Origin of the sequence: Streptomyces sp. NPDC101132 (genome assembly GCF_044759225.1) — a bacterium.
GTDB lineage: Bacteria > Actinomycetota > Actinomycetes > Streptomycetales > Streptomycetaceae > Streptomyces.
In genome coordinates this window covers 183670-199839 of sequence record NZ_JBIVYX010000010.1, presented here as the reverse complement: position 1 = coordinate 199839, position 16170 = coordinate 183670, and the positions used below count along the sequence as shown (strand labels likewise).

Genomic DNA, 16170 nt, shown 5'->3' with positions numbered 1-16170 from the left:
CGGGCTCCGGCTCACGTGACCCTCACGTGCCGGATCCCGTGATCAAGCGATGTCCCGGCCCGCCGCCCCGCGGAAGACTTCCCTCTGTCGGCGGCGGCCGGGACCACACCCGAGATCCGAAGCCGCCCCCCACTTACCGGAGATGAGGCGTGATGTTCACCAATCTGCCCTTTGGCCGGAGGGTTCGCCTGAACCGGCTGTACGGCGAGGGAGACCAGCGGCTCCTGGTCGTCCCGATGGACCACCCGATCAGCGACGGCCCGGTCTTCGACCGGTCGGTCCTGGACAAGCTGGTCGGCCAGGTCTGCGAGAACGGGGCGGACGCGGTCGTCCTCCACAAGGGAAGCCTGCGCCAGGTGGGCCACGACCGGTTCGCGCGGACCTCGCTCATCGTCCACCTCAGCGCCAGCACCCTCCACGCGCCCGACCCGGACGAGAAGTACCTCGTCGCCGGCGTCGAGGAGGCCCTGCGGTACGGCGCCGACGCGGTCAGCGTGCACGTCAACCTCGGCTCCCACGAGGAGCGCCGGCAGGTGGCCGACCTCGGCCGCGTCTCGGACCTCTGCGACCGCTGGAACGTCCCGCTGCTGGCCATGGTCTACCCCCGCGGCCCGCGCATCGAGAACCCCAAGGACCCGGCCCTGGTCGCCCACGCGGTGACCCTGGCGGCCGAACTGGGCGCCGACATCGTCAAGGCCCCGTACGTCGGCAACCCGGACGAGATGGCCGACGTGGTCCGCAGCGCGGCGATACCGGTCATCGTCGCCGGCGGCCCCCGGCAGACCGAGACCGGAAAGGTCCTCGCGTACGTCGACGAGGCCCTGCGCGGCGGCGCCGCCGGCGTCGCCATGGGCCGGAACATCTTCCAGGCCGCCGACCCCGGCGCCCTGACGCGGAAGATCGCGGACGTCATCCACGGCACCACCGCGCGTGCGGCGTCCGCCGCCTGATCCCGCGCCTTCCCCCTGCCCTGACGTCCCCCGATTTCCCCGACCCGCACCTTCCCGCCGCGGGCCCCGGCGGACCGCCCCCGCGCGGCCGCCCGACGGCAACGCCCGCACGGCACCACCACGCACTTGGGAGTTCACACTCATGAAGCTCAGCTGGCTCGACGTCCGCGGTCTCGGCGAGGCCAAGGAAGCCATCCTCCAGGAGGCGCTGCACTACCGCGTCGAGGGCATCGTCGTCGACGACCTCGCGGACCTGGAGGGCCTGCCGCCCACCGTCAGCAAGGTCTACTTCCCGCAGGGCAAGGAGCTGCCCGCCGAGTTCGGCGACGCCACGATCGTCATCGTCGACCCGGAGCACCACGGCACCACCACCGCCGAACTGGCCCTGAAGCACCCCGAGGTGGACTTCGGCCGGTTCGTCGAGATCATCGACGCGAAGACGCTGGAGGACGCCTGTGAGTCCGCCCGCACCGAGCAGTGGAGCCTGCTCCTCTTCCGCGATCCGACCAAGATCCCGCTGGAGATCGTGATCGCCGCGGCCGCCCGCTCGCAGGGCAGCCTGGTGACCATAGCCCAGGACGTGGAGGAGGCCGAGATCATCTTCGGCGTCCTGGAGCACGGCTCCGACGGCGTGATGATGAAGCCCGCCGCGGTCGGCGAGACCTCCAAGCTCAAGGCCGCGGCCCTGGCCGAGGTGCCCGACCTGAACCTCACCGAGCTGGAGATCACCGACACCGAGCACATCGGCATGGGCGAGCGGGCCTGCGTCGACACCTGCACCCACTTCCGCGAGGACGAGGGCATCCTGGTCGGCTCGCACTCCAAGGGCATGATCCTCTGCGTCAGCGAGACCCACCCGCTGCCGTACATGCCGACCCGCCCGTTCCGCGTCAACGCCGGCGCCATCCACTCGTACACGCTGTCCAAGGACGAGCGCACCCACTACCTCAGCGAGCTGAAGTCCGGCAGCAAGGTCATGGCGGTGGACGTCAAGGGCCAGACCCGCATGGTCACCGTCGGCCGCGTCAAGATCGAGTCCCGTCCGCTGATCTCGATCAACGCGGTCTCGCCCGACGGCCGCAAGGTCAACCTGATCCTCCAGGACGACTGGCACGTCCGGGTCCTCGGCCCCGGTGGCGTGGTCCTCAACAGCACCGAACTCAAGCCGGGCGACAAGGTCCTGGGCTACCTGCCCACCGAGGACCGCCACGTCGGCTACCCGATCGACGAGTTCTGCCTGGAAAAGTGAGCCCTCACGTGACGACGGCGGACCCGCGGCCCGTGCTCGACTTCCACGTCCGGCTCGCGCCGGTCGAGCACGCCGCGGACCGCCTGCTCTCGATGATGGACGAGAGCGGTGTCGCCCGCGCCGTGGTGTGCGCGGGCGGCACCATGCCGCTGGAGCGGCTGTCCCGGAACCTGATCGAGGGCGGCCACATCGAGACCGACGCCGACAACGAGGCCGTGCGCGCCGCGTGCGCGGCCTCCGGCGGCCGGCTGGTGCCCTTCTGGTTCGCCAACCCGCACCGCGACCCGGCCGAGTACCGGGAGCGGGCCGCGGAGTTCAGGGGGCTGGAGATCTCCCCGGCCGTGCACGGCGTCGGGCTCGACGACCCCCGGACCGCCGCCCTGGTGGCGGCCGCGGGCGAGGCCGGGCACAGCGTCTACACGGTCTGCCTGGAGCGGCCCGGGGCCACGGTCGCGGACCTGGTGAAGCTGGCGGCCGCCCACCCGGACGTCACCTTCGTCCTGGGGCACATGGGCATCGGCAACATCGACCTGTACGCGCTCGAACTCGTCGGGGACCTGCCCAACGTGCTGGCCGAGACCTCCGGCGGCTACGCGGTCGTCGCCCGCACCGCCCTGCGGCTGCTGGGCCCGGACCGGATCCTCTTCGGCTCCGAGGCACCGCTCCAGCACCCCGCGACCGAGCTCGACAAGCTGCGCCGAGCGGGCTTCGAGGACGCCGACTGGCACGCGGCCACCTGGCGCAACGCCTGCCGCGTGCTGGGCGAGCCCGAGCGGACATGAGATGAGGAGGAGCCCCGGATGACCGACGACACGGCGGCACCGGCCACCCCGGCCGAGACCCGCCCCGAGATCGGCGACTGGCGGGACTGGGCCGGACTGGCCGCGCTCCAGGAGGCCCGGCTCGGCGTGATGCTGGAGCGGGCCGCGAAGTCGCCCTTCTACCAGGCCAGGTCGGGCCCCGGCGGCCTGACCACCGACCCGGCCGCCTTCGCCGGCCTGCCGGTCACGAGCAAGGACGACCTGCGGGAGGCCTACCCCTTCGGGCTGCTGGCGGTCCCGCAGAGCGAGCTGGCCACCTACCACGAGTCCAGCGGCTCGACCGGCTCGCCGACCCCCACGTACTACACCGAGGACGACTGGCTCGACCTCGCCGAGCGGTTCGCCCGCAAGTGGTGCGGGATCGAGGCCTCCGACACCCTGATGGTCCGCACCCCGTACGCGATGCTCCTCACCGGACACCTCGCGCACGCCGCCGGCCGGCTGAAGGGCGCCACCGTGGTGCCGGGTGACAACCGCTCGGTGGCCATGCCCTTCTCGCGGGTGGTGCGGGCCCTGCACGACCTGGGCGTCACCATGACCTGGTCGATGCCCACCGAGCCGCTGATCTGGGCCGCCGCCGCCGAGGCCGCCGGCCACCGGCCGGGCCGGGACTTCCCGGCGCTGCGCGCCCTGTTCGTCGGCGGCGAGCCGCTCAGCCCGGGCCGGCGGGCCCGGATCAGCGCGCTGTGGGGCGTGCCCGTCGTCGAGGAGTACGGCTCCACGGAGACCGGCAGCCTGGCCGGCGAGTGCACGGAGGGCCGCCTGCACCTGTGGGCCGACCGCGTGCTGTTCGAGGTGCGCGACCCGGAGACCGGCCGGATCGGCCGCGAGGGCGCCGGACAGCTGGTGGTCACCCCGCTGTACCGCGAGGCGATGCCGCTCCTCCGGTACAACCTGGAGGACAACGTCGAGGTCTCGTACGAGCCCTGCGGCTGCGGCTGGCTGCTGCCCACGGTCAAGGTGCTGGGCCGGGCCGTCTACGGCCACCGCGCCGGGGACACCCTGGTCACCCAGTACGAGCTGGAGGACCTCGTCTACCGGCTGCCCCAGGCGTACGGGGTGCTCTTCTGGCGCGCCAAGGCCGGCCCCGAGGGGCTGCGCATCGAGGCGGAGGCCCCCGCCGGGCACCAGGAGGCGGTCCGCACCGAACTCGCCGCCCTGGTGAGCGGCCGCTTCGGGGTGGGCTGCCGGGTCGACACCGTCGCACCGGGCACCCTCGTGCCCCGCGAGGTGCTCACCGGCATGCCGGACGTGGTCAAGCCCCGGAGCCTGTTCGGCCCGGAGGAGGACTGGGACAAGGCGGTCCTCTACTACTGACCCGCCGGCGGGCGGCCGGGCCGCACCGGCCCCGCCGCCCGCCGGCAGCCCTACAGCGGAAGGTGTTCGACCGTGCTCCATCCCAAGACCCGCGGCCCGGACCGGGAGGGCCCGCACATCGCCGTGGTGGGCGCCGGCATCGCCGGGCTCACCCTGGCCGTGGCCCTGGCCCGCGCCGGACTCCGCTGCGACGTCTACGAGCAGACGCGCCGGATGCGCGAGGTGGGCGCCGGCGTCCAGATCGCCCCCAACGCCTCCCGCCTGCTGCACCGGCTGGGTCTCGGCGAGCGCCTCAGGGAACTGGCCGTGCGCCCCTCGGCCGTGGAGATGCGGCGCTGGGACGACGGCGCCCTGCTGGGCCGGACCGCGCTGGGCGCCGAGTGCGAGGAGCTGTACGGGGCCCCGTACTACACCGTGCACCGCGCGGACCTGCACCAGCAGCTGCTGTGCCGGCTCGCCGACGGCAGCCTGCACATCGGGCTGCGCTGCGTGGGCGCCGAGGAGGACGCGGACGGCGCGGTGCTGCGCTTCGAGGACGGCAGCGTGCGCCGTGCCGACCTCGTCGTGGGCGCGGACGGCATCCACTCGGTGGTCCGGGAGGCCCTCGCCCCCGACGAGCCGCGGTTCTCCGGGCAGTCGATCTACCGGGGGCTGGTGCCCTCGGAGCGGCTGCCGTTCCTGATGGCGGAGCCCGCGGTGCGGCTGTGGCTGGGACCCGAACAGCACCTGGTCTGCTACCCGGTGAGCGGCGGCCGGCTGATCAGCTTCGGCGCCACCGCCCCGGCCGGCGACTGGACCGCCGAGTCCTGGACGGCCGACGGGCGGGTGGACGAGCTGGCCCTCACGTACACCGGCTGGAACCCGGACGTCCGCAAGATCGTGGAGGCGCCGGACGCGGTGGGCCGCTGGGCGCTGCACGACCGGGACCCGATCGACCGCTGGACCACCGGGCGCATCGCCCTGCTCGGCGACGCGGCCCACCCGATGCTGCCGTTCATGGCGCAGGGCGCGAACCAGGCCGTCGAGGACGCGGTGGTGCTGGCCGGCTGCCTGGCCGCCGCGGAGGCCGGGCCGGACGGGCTGCGGGCGGCGCTCGTCCGGTACGAGGAGCTGCGCCGCCCGCGCACCGAGCTGATCCAGCGCCAGTCGCGGGCCAACTCGGCGAAGTTCCACCTGTCGGACGGCGACGGCCAGCGCGAGCGCGACGCGGAGCTGATCGGCTCGCAGAACCTGCGCGAACAGGACTGGCTCTACGGCCACGACGCCGAGGCCGCCCTCGCGGCCGCCTGACCCGCCGGGCGCGCCGGAGCCGGCCGGCCCCCGTCGGCGAGGGGGCGGACCGGCTCCGGCGGGGCGGGTCAGCGGCGGGACAGCACCCCCTCGGACGCGGCGGCGTCCGCGGCGGACCCCGCAGCGGACGTCGCGGCCGGCTCCGTGCCGGCCGCCGCGGCGGGCTCCGTCCCGCCCGGTCGTGCCCCCGGGGCCCCGTCCGCCGGGCCGTCCGGGTCCTCGTGGCGCAGCCAGGAGACGACCGGGGCCGTGGCGGCCGTGGTGACCAGGGCCATCAGCACCAGGATGGTGAACAGCCCGGGCCCGATCACGCCCAGCTCCAGTCCGATGTTGAGCACCACCAGCTCCGTCAGGCCCCGGCAGTTCATCAGCGCGCCGATGGTCGCCGACTGCCGCCAGGAGCGTCCGGTGACGCGGGCGGCCAGCGTGCTGCCGCCGAACTTGCCCGCCACCGCCACCACGAGCACCGCACCGGCCCACAGCCACTGCTCCGGGTCGGCGGCCAGCAGGGCCAGGTCGGTCTTCATGCCGGTGTGCACGAAGAACAGCGGCAGCAGCAGCGGCACCGCCACCGCCCGCAGCCGCGCCGCGGAGCGCTCGACGTCCCCGGAGCCGCGCGGGGTGACGACCCCGAACAGGAAGGCCCCGAACAGGGCGTGCACGCCCAGCTCGTCGGTGGCGAGCGCGGCCAGGCACAGCCCGCTGAACAGCAGCACCAGCACGGCGCCGTCGCCCGCTCCGGAGGCCCGGGCCGCGAGCCGCGCCAGTACCGGGCGTACCACCTTGAACATCAGCAGCACGAACACCACGGTCAGGGCGGCCGAGGTGAGCGCGCCGAGCGCCGACTCGCTGGAGCCCACGGCCACCACCACGGCCAGCAGGCACCAGGCGGTCACGTCGTCCACCGCCGCGCAGGCCATGGCCAGTGCCCCGGTGGGCGTCCCGTACAGGTTCCGGTCGGTGAGGATCCGGGCCAGCACGGGGAAGGCGGTGACGCTCATGGAGACGGCGATGAACAGGACGAACGGCAGCCGGTCGACCCCGGGCGGGGAGAGCGTGCCGAACATCGCCAGGGCCAGCAGCGAGCCCAGCGCCAGGGGCAGCAGCACGCTGGCCTGGCTGACGGCCACGGCGGTACGGCTGTGGCCCCGCAGGGCGTTGAGGTCCAGCTCCAGGCCGACCAGGAACATGAAGGCCAGCAGCCCGAGCTGGCCGAGCACCGAGGTGAACGGCGCGATGGAGGACGGGAACAGCCACTGCTGGGCGTCGGGCCAGAGCCAGCCGAACAGGGACGGGCCCAGCAGGATGCCGGTGGCGATCTCGCCGATCACCGGGGGCTGGCCGAGCCGGCGGACCAGGGCCGCGCCGGCGTGGCACGCCAGGATGACGGCGGGGACGGCGATCAGCAGCGAGGGCAGCGGATCAGGGGCGGACACGGGCGGCTCCCTCCGTGGGGATCGGTTGCGCGGGCGGGTCCGGCCGGACCGCCGCGTCGGACCAACGCGCGTAGCGGCGGCGGCCGTACAGCAGGGGCGGCGCGGCGTTCTCCCGCAGCGTCACCCGTCTGACCCCGGCGAAGACCGCGGTGTGGTCGCCCATCTCCACCGTGCGCACGACCTCGCAGTCGGCGGTGGCATGGGCGTCGGCGGTGAGGTGCGGCCCGCCCGCCCCGAGCGGCAGCCGCCACTCGACCCGCTCGAAGCGGTCGTCGGCGCCGGAGGCGAACACCTGGGAGGCGTCGCGGGCGTCCTCGTGCAGCAGGTTCACCGCGAACTGGCCGCCGGCCAGGATGGTGTCGAGCGTCGGGCTGGCCGTCCGCACGCACACCACCAGCGTCGGCGGCGACAGCGCCACGCTGGCGAGCGAGCTGCAGGTCATGCCCCGGGGAGCGGCGTCCTCGTCGAGCGCGGTGAGGACGGAGACCCCCGAGGGGAATCCGGCCATGAGCGGGCGTATGTCGGCGGTGCCGGCCTCCACGGCCGTCGGATGGTGTGCTGGTGCGGGCATGGCGGTCCCTCCAGTGGGATGAGTACAGCACGGCCCGGCCACCGGTGGGGGGAACCGGGTGGCCGGGCCGTACGGGGGGAATCGGCTACGCGCCGTGCAGCTGGCGCAGGTAGTCGTAGGTGCTGGGCAGCGTTTCCAGCAGGTTCTGCTGCTGGCGCTTGACGGTGTCGAACAGCGGCTCGGCGCCGGCCACGGACTCGGGCTTGTGGGCCAGGGCGGGCAGCGGGGCGTCCGGAACCAGGCCGAGGCCTGCGAAGATGCAGTAGTAGCTGCCGTTCGTCCAGAAGTTCCGGAACTCTGCCTCGAAGTTCCCGTAGTACGTCGACTCGTCGGTGATCGGCGAGTTGATCGGCAGGCCGGCCTTGTACGCCGCGATCTTCTCCTGGATGTTCTTCGGCAGCGTCAGCTCCTTGTTGGCGCGCCAGAACGGGGTGTCGTTGCGCGGCGCGTAGTAGAAGTGCGCCTGGATGAAGTCGCGGGTGTCGTCGAACATCACCTCGATCTCGTTGTTGAAGCGGTCGACCAGCGCCGGGTTGAAGGTGCGGTCCGGGAAGTGCTTGGCCAGCTGGTAGATCGCGGCGGTGATGAAGTAGATGCCGGTGGACTCCAGCGGCTCCAGGAAGCAGGAGGACAGGCCGATGCTGACCACGTTCTTCACCCAGGCGCGCTCGTTGCGGCCCACGCGGAACCTGACGTGGTTGAACTTCGTCGTCTCCGGGTCGAGGTCCCACAGCTTGCAGAACTCCTCGGTCGCCTCCTCCTGGGAGGCGAACTTGCTGGAGTACACGTAGCCGGTGCCGAAGCGGCCCAGCATCGGGATCTTCCAGGTCCAGCCGGACTTCATCGCGATCGCGGAGGTGTACGGCTCGATGCCGTTGGCCGCGTCGTCGTGCGGGACGGCGGTGGCGACCGCGCTGTCGCAGAGCAGGTGGTCGCTCATGTCGATGAACGGCTCGCCCATGGCCTGGTTGATCAGCAGGCCGCGGAAGCCGGAGCAGTCCACGAACAGGTCGGCTTCCAGGCGGGCGCCGGACTTGGTGTGCAGGGCGGCGACGTAGCCGCGGTCGTCCTTCTCGACGCTCGTCATCTCGTCCTGGACGTGGTGGACGCCCATCTTCTCCGTGGCGAAGCGGCGCAGGAAGTCCGCGACCAGCGCCGCGTCGAAGTGCCAGGCGTAGCGCGTGGCCGGGCGGCCGTCGAGCCAGCGCGGCGACTTCAGCGCGTCCATCACGGGGGGCTCGCGGAAGCAGGCGTAGTCGAAGGGCTCGGTGGTCTTGCCCTCGTACTTTCTCTTGAACCAGTAGTGCGAGAGCGGGGTCTGGTCGTAGTCGGGGAGCAGGCCGAACGGGTGGTAGAAGTGGTCCGGTCCGTCGGTCGGCAGGGTGCGGGCCTGCGCCTCCCCCTCGCCCTCCGTCCGCCAGTTGACGAAGCGGACGGCCATCTTGAAGCTCGCGTTGCACTCCCGCATCCACTCGTCCTCGTTGATGCCGAGGAAGTCGAAGAAGGCGCGGTGCAGGTTGGGGACCGTGGCCTCGCCGACGCCGATGCGCGGGATCGCCGGCGCCTCCAGCACCGTGATGTCCACGGTGCCCTGGAGGGCCTTGCCGAGGTAGGACGCGGTCATCCAGCCGGCCGTACCTCCTCCGAGGATCACGACTTTCTGGATGCGGTGGTCGGTGCCGGTGCCGGTCATGTCAGCTCTCAGCTCTCTTCCGGGGCGAGGGTGGTGGGTCGATGCGGCCCAGAGTGAGCGGCGGGGCTATAGCGCAGCTACGCGGCGCCTGGCGGGGACGTATGGGGCGGATATAGCCGCCGGCCGGACTCTGGGACCGCCGGGCAGCACCCTCGGCACCCGTCCCACGGAAGGAACCCGCGTGAACAACAACCTCAACAACAACCTGAACAACAACGTCGCCAACAACGCCAACAACAGCAACAACAACCTGAACAACAACAACATCAACAACAACGCGAACAACAACCCGAACAACAACGGCAACAACGCCTGACCCGTGCCGGACACCGTCTTCGTGCCCCTGCCGCTCCGGCGGCAGGGGCCGGGGGCCGTCCCGCCACACGAGCAGAGGATGGCTGCATCACATGCCGTATGACGAAGGGAAAACCACCACGTCCGGCCGCCCGGCCTACGCCCCGGGGCTCAAGGGGATCCTCTCGGCGGTGGGAGGAACCCCGCTCGTCGAACTGGACCGGGTCGTCCCCGGGTTCACCTCCCGGGTGTTCGCCAAGATCGAGCGGTTCAACCCCGGCGGCAGCATCAAGGACCGTGCCGCACTCAGCATGGTCCTCGGCCGGATCGGAACCGGCGAGCTCATCCCCGGCCGCTCCACGGTCGTCGAGTCCAGCTCGGGGAACCTGGCCATCGGGCTCGCCCAGCTCTGCGCCTACTTCGACCTGCGACTGATCGTCGTGGTCGACGCCAGGACGACCGAGCAGAACATCGGGATCCTGCACGCCTACGGGGCCGAGGTCGAGGTCGTCACCGAGCCCGACCCCGTCACCGGAGAGCTGCTGCCCATGCGCCTGCGCCGCGTGGCCGAACTCCTCTCCACCATCCCCCACGCCTTCTGGCCCGACCAGTACGCCAACCCGCGCAACCGGCTCGCCCACGAGACCACCATGCGGGAGATCGCCGAAGCCCTCGACGGCCGCGTCGACCAGCTCATCCTCGCCGCCGGCACCAGCGGCACCCTGGGCGGCTGCGCCGAGTACATCCGCAGGACCGGGATGACCACCACCGTCAACGCCGTCGACGCGGTCGGCAGCGTGCTCTTCGACTCGCCCGTCGCCTGCACCCGGCTCATCCCCGGGCACGGCGCCTCCGTCCGCCCGCCCCTGCTGCGCCGCGGCGACGCGGACCGCGTCGTGCACGTCACCGACCTCGACTGCGTGGTCGGCTGCCGTCGGCTCGTACGCCGGGAGGCGATCCTCGCCGGAGGCTCCTCCGGCGGCGTCGTCGCGGCCCTGGAACGCCTCGCACCGGCCATCGAGCCCGGTTCGAACGTGGTCCTCGTGCTGCCCGACGGCGGCGACCGCTACCTCGACACCATCTACAACGACAGCTGGGTGCGCGGGCACTTCGGCGAGGTCTCCCACCTGTGGAAGGACCCCGCCCGCGGTGCGTACGCCGGCGAGACCCTGAAGGAGACCGTGCTGTGCTGATCATCGGCCACCGCGAGGTGCGCGACATACTCAAGGGGAAGGAGCCGGAGATCCTCGACCTCGTCGCGGACGCCTACCGGCTGCACGACGAGGGCCGCACCTCGCTGCCCCACTCCGTCTTCCTGCGCTTCCCCCAGGACGACCGCAACCGCATCATCGGCCTGCCGGCCCACATCGGCGGCGCCGAGCCGGCCGCCGGGATGAAGTGGATCGCCAGCTTCCCCGGCAACGTCGCCCTCGGCCGGGAGCGCGCCAGCGCCAGCATCGTCCTCAACTCGATGACCGACGGCAGCCCCGAGGCCTTCATCGAGGCCTCCCTGATCTCCGCCAAGCGCACCGGCGCCTCCGCCGCCCTCGCCGCCGGACTCCTCACCACCGAGGCCGAGCCGCGCGGCATCTCCCTCATCGGCCTCGGCCCGATCAACCTGGAGGTGCTGCGGTTCACGAAGGCGCGCCTCCCCGAGCTGATCGAGATCGCCCTGTACGACCTCGACGCCGAGCGCGCCGTCCACTTCGCCCGCGAGGCCCGGAAGATCGTCCCGGGCGCTTCCGTCACCTACTGCGGGACCCCCCAGGAGGCGCTGGCCGCCCACCGGCTGGTCTCCCTCGCCACCACCGCCGGCACCCCCCACCTCGACCTGACGGCGGCCCGTCCCGGCACCACCGTGCTCCACGTCTCGCTGCGCGACCTGACCGTCGACGCGATCCTGGGCGCCCGGAACGTCGTCGACGACGGCGACCACGTCTGCCGCGAGCGCACCTCCCTGCACCTCGCCGAACAGGCGACCGGCGGCCGGGACTTCATCGAGGCCCCGATCGGCGCCCTGCTGCGCGACCCCGCCCGGTACGCCCCCGACCCCGGACGCGTCACCGTCTACTCGCCGTTCGGCCTCGGCGTCCTCGACCTCGCCCTCGCGCGCTGGGTCAAGGACCAGGCGGAGCAGTGGGTTCTCGGCGTGCAGATCGACGACTTCCTGCCGGCCACCCTGCACCGGCCGGAACCTGTGACAGCCTCGGTCTGAGGACCGGCGGCCCAACCCCCCACGGGAGAAACACACATGCTGAACATCGCCTGGCTCACCCTGCGCAGCAGGTGGGCCGCATTCGGCGGGACCTTCCTGGCGCTGGCCCTGGGAGTCGCGCTGATGTCCTCCCTGGGGCTGGTGCTGGTCGCCACGACCAGCGGCCCCGACCGGGGCCCCGGCAGATTCGCCGAGGCCCCGGTCGTGGTGCGCGCCCACCAAGACCTGACCGTGCCGGCCGACTGGGGCACCACGTACAACCTGCCCCTGGAGGAGCCGCGCGGACTCGACCCCGCCCTGCTGCCCAAGGCCGCCGCCGGCGGCCGGGCGGTCGTCGACCGCAGTTTCTACGCCCAGGTCGCCGGCGGCCCCGGCAGCCAGGTCGGCCACCCCTGGACCTCCGCCGCCTTCGGCGGCTACCGGCTCACCGCCGGCACCGCACCCGCCGCCGACGACCAGGTCGTCATCCCGGCGGGCAGGGCGAAGCCGGGCGACCGGGTCACCGTCCAGACGGCCCAGGGCCAGAAGCAGTACACGGTCTCCGGCACCGTCGGCGAACTCCCCTTCGAACAGCCGGTCTTCTTCACCCCGGCCGAGGCGGAGCGGATCTCCCCGCGCGTCGACGCCGTCGTCGTCACCGGCGACGCCGAGGCCGTACGCCGGGCCGTCGGCAGCGCCGCCGAGGTGCTCACCGGCGAGGAGCGCGGCGAGGCCGACCCCCAGTACCGGGCCGACTCCGCCGCCCTGGTCGGCGTCAGCACCATGCTCGGCATGGCCGCCGGCGTGGGCGGCTTCGTCTCCGTCTTCGTCGTCGGCTCCACCTTCGCCTTCTCCGTCACCCAGCGCCGCCGCGAACTGGCCCTCTTCCGGGTCTCCGGCGCCACGCCGCAGCAGGTGCGCCGCCTGGTCCTCGCGGAGGCCGCCGGGGTCGGGGCCGTCGCCGGTGCCGCCGGCGCCCTCGCCGGACTCGCCGCCGGGCCCTGGTTCGCCCGCAAGCTCGCCGCGGAGGGACTCGCGCCCGAGTGGTTCCGGGTCGAGATCGGCGCCGCCTCGATCGTCGTCCTGCTCCTCGTCGCCCTCCTCGGGGTGCTCCTCGCCCTCGTCGGCGCCGGTGCGGCCGTCCTGCGGGCCGGGCGCATCCGGCCCATCGAGGCGCTGCGCGAGGCCACCGTCGAGACCCGGGCCATGACCTGGTTCCGCTGGCTCGGCGGACTGGCCGCCCTCGCCGCCGGCATCGGACTGATCGCCGTCGCCCCGCTGCTGCCGCCGCTGTACTGGGCCAGCCTCGCCACCTCCGTCGGGCCCGCCCTCATCCTGGCCTTCGCCCTGCTCTCGCCCGTCGTGATCCCGCTGCTCGCGCGCCTCGCCACCCTGCCGGTGGCCTGGTCCCGGGGAGCGGGCGCCCTGCTCGTACGCGCGAACACCGTCACCTCCGTACGCCGCACCGCCGCCACCGCCGCACCCGTCCTGATCACCGTCGGACTGGTCTGCTCGCTGTGGAGCACCTCGGACTCCCTGGAGGGTGCCAAGGCCACCGAGGCCGGGCAGCGCGTGAACACCGCCGACTACGTGGTCGCCCCCGACCACGCCCCCGGCCTCACCCGCGACCTGCTCGGCAAGGTCTCCGCCATCCCGGGCGTCCAGGTGGCCGCCACCACCTCGACCACCGTCTACACCGCCCCCGGCGCCGACATGTTCTCCGGCCCCGGCGGCGAGGGCGCCGTCGTCCCGTACTCCGCCGAGACCGTCGACCCCGCCGCCCTCGGCACCGTCCTCGGCCTGCCCGGCGTCGAGGGCGACGTGCGCAAGCTGTCCGACACCACCATCGCCGTCGACGAGTCCTGGAACCGCTCGGTCGGCGAGCAGGTCGAGGTCTGGCTCGGCGACGGCACCAAGACCGAACTGACCGTGGTCGCCGTCTTCAAGACCAGCACCAGCGGCAACGGCGCCGTCCTCACCCCGAAGCACGCCGGCAGCAACTTGCCCTCCGCCGCCTACGTGAAGCTCCGCGACGGCGCCGACCCGGCCGCGGTGCGCACCGCCCTGGCGGCGGCCGTCAAGGGCGAGGCCGCTCGTGCCGTACCGGTCTCCCAGTGGACGGCCGTCGGCGACACCAAGCGCCAGGAGGACGCCCGGCTCGCGCTGTACGTGATCGGCGGCATCGCCGTCGTCTACACCGGCGTCGCCGTCGCCAACACCCTGGTCATGTCGACCCGCAGGCGCAGCAGGGAGTTCGCGCTCCTCCGGCTCACCGGCACCACCCCCCGCCAGCTGGTGGCCATCGTCGCCGGGGAGGCGCTGCTCGTCGTCGCCGTGGGCGCGCTGCTCGCCGCCGGAGTGGTCGCGGTCAGCCTGACCGGTCTCTGGGGCGCCCTCCAGCAGCTCGTCGCCGGCGCGGTGGTCGAGGTGCCCACGGCCCCCTTCCTCCTCACCACCGGAGCCTGTGCCGTGGTGGCGCTGGGGGCCGTCCTGGTGCCCGCCTGGCTGGCCCTGCGCACCCCCGCCGTGCGCCTCATCGGGGCGGCCGACTGACGCCGTAGAGCCGCCGCCGAAGCACGCCGCGCCCGCCGCCGCGCCCCTGGTCGACAGGGGTGCGGCGGCGGGCGTTCCGCGTCCCGGGGGCCGCGTGGGCGGCGTATAGGGCACGGATAGCGGCCTCTCGAACAATCACTGTCATCCACCTTTCCGCGCACCCCGCCCACGGAGGCAGCGATGACCGTCCAGACCACCGAGCTCGGCACCGACCGCAAGGCCCAGATCAAGGAGATCGTCTGCGACATCCTGGAGCTGGAGCTCGACGAGGTCACCGAGACCAGCCTGTTCAAGGAGGAGCACGACGCCGACTCGCTCCGCGCCATCGAGATCCTCGCCTCCCTGGAGCGCGTCTTCGGCATCACGCTGGAGCAGTCCGAGCTCGCCCGCATGACCAACCTCGAGGGCGTCTACCTCGTCGTGGCGGAGGCCGAGGGCAAGTGAGCGCCCAGCCGACCGAGACCGCCAGGACCGGGGACCCCGGGACCGTGGCCCGGCACCGCGTGGTGATCACCGGCCTCGGCGTGGTCACCAGCATCGGCACCGGGGTGGACGCCTTCGCGGCGGGCCTGCGGGCCGGCCGCAGCGGTGCCAAGCCCATCGAGGCCTTCGACACCGCCGGCTTCGCCCACTCCAACGCCTGCGAGATCACCGACTTCGACGCCGAGGAGTGGCTGCGCCGCCTCCCGGCCGACGACCTGGGCCGCGCCTCGCAGTTCGCGGTGGCCGCCAGCCGGATGGCCGTCGCCGACGCGGGGCTCACCGAGGCCGACGTACGGGCCAGGCGCTCCCTGGTCTCGGTCGGCACGACCGACGGCGAGTCCCGCGACCTCGACCACCTCGTCGGAGTCCAGGTGGCCGAGGGCCAGGACCGGCTGGACCCGGTGGTCGCCCGCCGGGTCTGGCCCGGCCGGCTCTCCGCCGGGATCGTCAGGGAGCTGGAGCTGGAGGACGTGGAGACGGTCACCGTCGCCACCGCCTGCGCGGCCGGCAACTACGCCGTGGGCTACGGCTACGACGCCATCAGCACCGGCGACGTGGAGATGGCCCTGTGCGGCGGCGCCGACGCGCTCTGCTTCAAGACCTTCACCGGCTTCTACCGCCTGGGCACCATCGCCCCCGACGTCTGCCGGCCCTTCGACAGCGACCGCCAGGGCATCCTGACCGGCGAGGGCTCCGGGATCCTGCTCATGGAGTCGCTGGAGTCCGCCCTCGCCCGCGGGGCCCGGATCTACGCCGAGGTGCTCGGGTACGGGCTGTCCTGCGACGCCAGCCACCCCGTGGCCCCCGACGGCGACAGCATCGCCCGGTGCATCCGGGCCGCCCACCGCAACGCCGGCATCACCCCCGCCGACGTGGACTTCATCTCCGCGCACGGCACCGGCACGAAGGCCAACGACGTGACCGAGGTCGGCGCGATCCGCCAGGTCTTCGGCGAGGACCTGCCCCGCACCGTCTCCATCAAGTCCATGATCGGCCACACCATGGGCGCCGCCAGCGCCCTGGCCGCCGCGGCCTGCGCCCTGGCCCTGCGCGAGGGCTTCATCCCGCCCACCGTCAACCACCGCGAGACCGACCCGGACTGCGCCGTCGACTGCGTGCCCAACGAGGCCGTCGAGGCCGAGCTGAAGGTCGTGCAGAACAACGGGCTCGCCTTCGGCGGCAACAACGCCGTGCTGGTGATGGGGCGTTGGGACGGGGCCGGGGCCGCCGAGTCCGCTTCCGCGGCGGACCGGACCGCCGAGTCCGCTCCCGCGGCCGACCGGACCGCCGTTCCCGCGGCCGTCGCCTCCTGAGAGGAG

Annotated in this window: 14 protein-coding genes; 11 read left to right on the top strand and 3 right to left on the bottom strand. The window is 73.1% G+C overall.

Going from position 1 to position 16170, the window contains the following annotated elements; translation table 11 throughout:
• Positions 1 to 152 precede the first annotated feature (152 nt).
• The 5 genes from ACIQUR_RS23780 (at position 153) to ACIQUR_RS23760 (ending at position 5627) form a co-directional block, all read left to right on the top strand.
• The gene (locus ACIQUR_RS23780; protein ID WP_403667614.1) at positions 153 to 950 is read left to right on the top strand and encodes a 2-amino-3,7-dideoxy-D-threo-hept-6-ulosonate synthase; all 798 of its coding nucleotides are present in this window, start codon (positions 153 to 155) and stop codon (positions 948 to 950) included.
• Positions 951 to 1092: 142 nt separating this feature from the next.
• A complete protein-coding gene (locus tag ACIQUR_RS23775; RefSeq protein ID WP_403667611.1) occupies positions 1093 to 2199 on the top strand; it encodes a 3-dehydroquinate synthase II family protein in 1107 nt (368 codons plus the stop codon).
• An 8-nt stretch (positions 2200 to 2207) separates the two neighbouring features.
• A complete protein-coding gene (locus ACIQUR_RS23770) occupies positions 2208 to 2981 on the top strand; it encodes an amidohydrolase family protein (protein ID WP_403667609.1) in 774 nt (257 codons plus the stop codon).
• Between the two features lie 18 nt (positions 2982 to 2999).
• Positions 3000 to 4337 carry a phenylacetate--CoA ligase family protein gene (locus ACIQUR_RS23765; RefSeq protein ID WP_403667607.1) on the top strand — a complete coding sequence of 446 codons (1338 nt, stop codon included), beginning with the start codon at positions 3000 to 3002 and terminating at the stop codon, positions 4335 to 4337.
• Between the two features lie 72 nt (positions 4338 to 4409).
• Positions 4410 to 5627 carry an FAD-dependent monooxygenase gene (locus ACIQUR_RS23760; RefSeq protein WP_403667604.1) on the top strand — a complete coding sequence of 406 codons (1218 nt, stop codon included), beginning with the start codon at positions 4410 to 4412 and terminating at the stop codon, positions 5625 to 5627.
• A gap of 68 nt (positions 5628 to 5695) precedes the next feature.
• Here ACIQUR_RS23760 and ACIQUR_RS23755 read toward each other — a convergent pair whose 3' ends face one another.
• The 3 genes from ACIQUR_RS23755 to ACIQUR_RS23745 all read right to left on the bottom strand — a co-directional run bounded on the left by ACIQUR_RS23755 (position 5696) and on the right by ACIQUR_RS23745 (position 9327).
• Positions 5696 to 7063, bottom strand: a complete 1368-nt coding sequence (locus tag ACIQUR_RS23755; protein WP_403667602.1) for a cation:proton antiporter — start codon at positions 7061 to 7063, stop codon at positions 5696 to 5698.
• Entirely contained in the window at positions 7050 to 7634 is a 585-nt protein-coding gene (locus ACIQUR_RS23750) for a flavin reductase family protein (RefSeq protein WP_403667599.1), read from the bottom strand. The genes ACIQUR_RS23755 and ACIQUR_RS23750 overlap by 14 nt, the downstream gene beginning before the upstream one ends.
• Positions 7635 to 7719: 85 nt before the next feature.
• On the bottom strand, positions 7720 to 9327 hold the full coding sequence (locus ACIQUR_RS23745; RefSeq protein ID WP_403667596.1) for a tryptophan halogenase family protein: 1608 nt from the start codon (positions 9325 to 9327) through the stop codon (positions 7720 to 7722).
• A 181-nt stretch (positions 9328 to 9508) separates the two neighbouring features.
• Between ACIQUR_RS23745 and ACIQUR_RS23740 the strand changes: the two genes are divergently transcribed.
• The 6 genes from ACIQUR_RS23740 (at position 9509) to ACIQUR_RS23715 (ending at position 16164) form a co-directional block, all read left to right on the top strand.
• Positions 9509 to 9643 (top strand): hypothetical protein, encoded by a 135-nt coding sequence (locus tag ACIQUR_RS23740; protein ID WP_403667593.1) that lies wholly within the window; start codon positions 9509 to 9511, stop codon positions 9641 to 9643.
• Between the two features lie 91 nt (positions 9644 to 9734).
• Positions 9735 to 10814, top strand: a complete 1080-nt coding sequence (gene sbnA / locus ACIQUR_RS23735; RefSeq protein WP_403667591.1) for a 2,3-diaminopropionate biosynthesis protein SbnA — start codon at positions 9735 to 9737, stop codon at positions 10812 to 10814.
• Positions 10808 to 11836: a 2,3-diaminopropionate biosynthesis protein SbnB gene (gene sbnB / locus ACIQUR_RS23730; RefSeq protein WP_403667588.1), complete on the top strand. Its 1029-nt coding sequence runs from the start codon at positions 10808 to 10810 to the stop codon at positions 11834 to 11836. The genes sbnA and sbnB overlap by 7 nt, the downstream gene beginning before the upstream one ends.
• Before the next feature lie 36 nt (positions 11837 to 11872).
• A complete protein-coding gene (locus ACIQUR_RS23725) occupies positions 11873 to 14368 on the top strand; it encodes an FtsX-like permease family protein (RefSeq protein WP_403667585.1) in 2496 nt (831 codons plus the stop codon).
• 180 nt (positions 14369 to 14548) lie between these two features.
• Positions 14549 to 14812: an acyl carrier protein gene (locus ACIQUR_RS23720; protein WP_403667582.1), complete on the top strand. Its 264-nt coding sequence runs from the start codon at positions 14549 to 14551 to the stop codon at positions 14810 to 14812.
• A complete protein-coding gene (locus ACIQUR_RS23715; RefSeq protein WP_403667579.1) occupies positions 14809 to 16164 on the top strand; it encodes a beta-ketoacyl-[acyl-carrier-protein] synthase family protein in 1356 nt (451 codons plus the stop codon). Before ACIQUR_RS23720 ends, ACIQUR_RS23715 begins: the two co-directional genes overlap by 4 nt.
• Positions 16165 to 16170 lie beyond the last annotated feature (6 nt).

Bases quoted from the DNA above. Each gene is read 5' to 3' on its own strand.
- ACIQUR_RS23780 (WP_403667614.1), top strand. From the start codon at position 153: ATGTTCACCAATCTGCCCTTTGGCCGGAGGGTTCGCCTGAACCGGCTG.
- ACIQUR_RS23775 (WP_403667611.1), top strand. From the start codon at position 1,093: ATGAAGCTCAGCTGGCTCGACGTCCGCGGTCTCGGCGAGGCCAAGGAA.
- ACIQUR_RS23765 (WP_403667607.1), top strand. From the start codon at position 3,000: ATGACCGACGACACGGCGGCACCGGCCACCCCGGCCGAGACCCGCCCC.
- ACIQUR_RS23750 (WP_403667599.1), bottom strand. From the start codon at position 7,634: ATGCCCGCACCAGCACACCATCCGACGGCCGTGGAGGCCGGCACCGCC.
- ACIQUR_RS23745 (WP_403667596.1), bottom strand. From the start codon at position 9,327: ATGACCGGCACCGGCACCGACCACCGCATCCAGAAAGTCGTGATCCTC.
- sbnA (WP_403667591.1), top strand. From the start codon at position 9,735: ATGCCGTATGACGAAGGGAAAACCACCACGTCCGGCCGCCCGGCCTAC.
- ACIQUR_RS23725 (WP_403667585.1), top strand. From the start codon at position 11,873: ATGCTGAACATCGCCTGGCTCACCCTGCGCAGCAGGTGGGCCGCATTC.
- ACIQUR_RS23720 (WP_403667582.1), top strand. From the start codon at position 14,549: ATGACCGTCCAGACCACCGAGCTCGGCACCGACCGCAAGGCCCAGATC.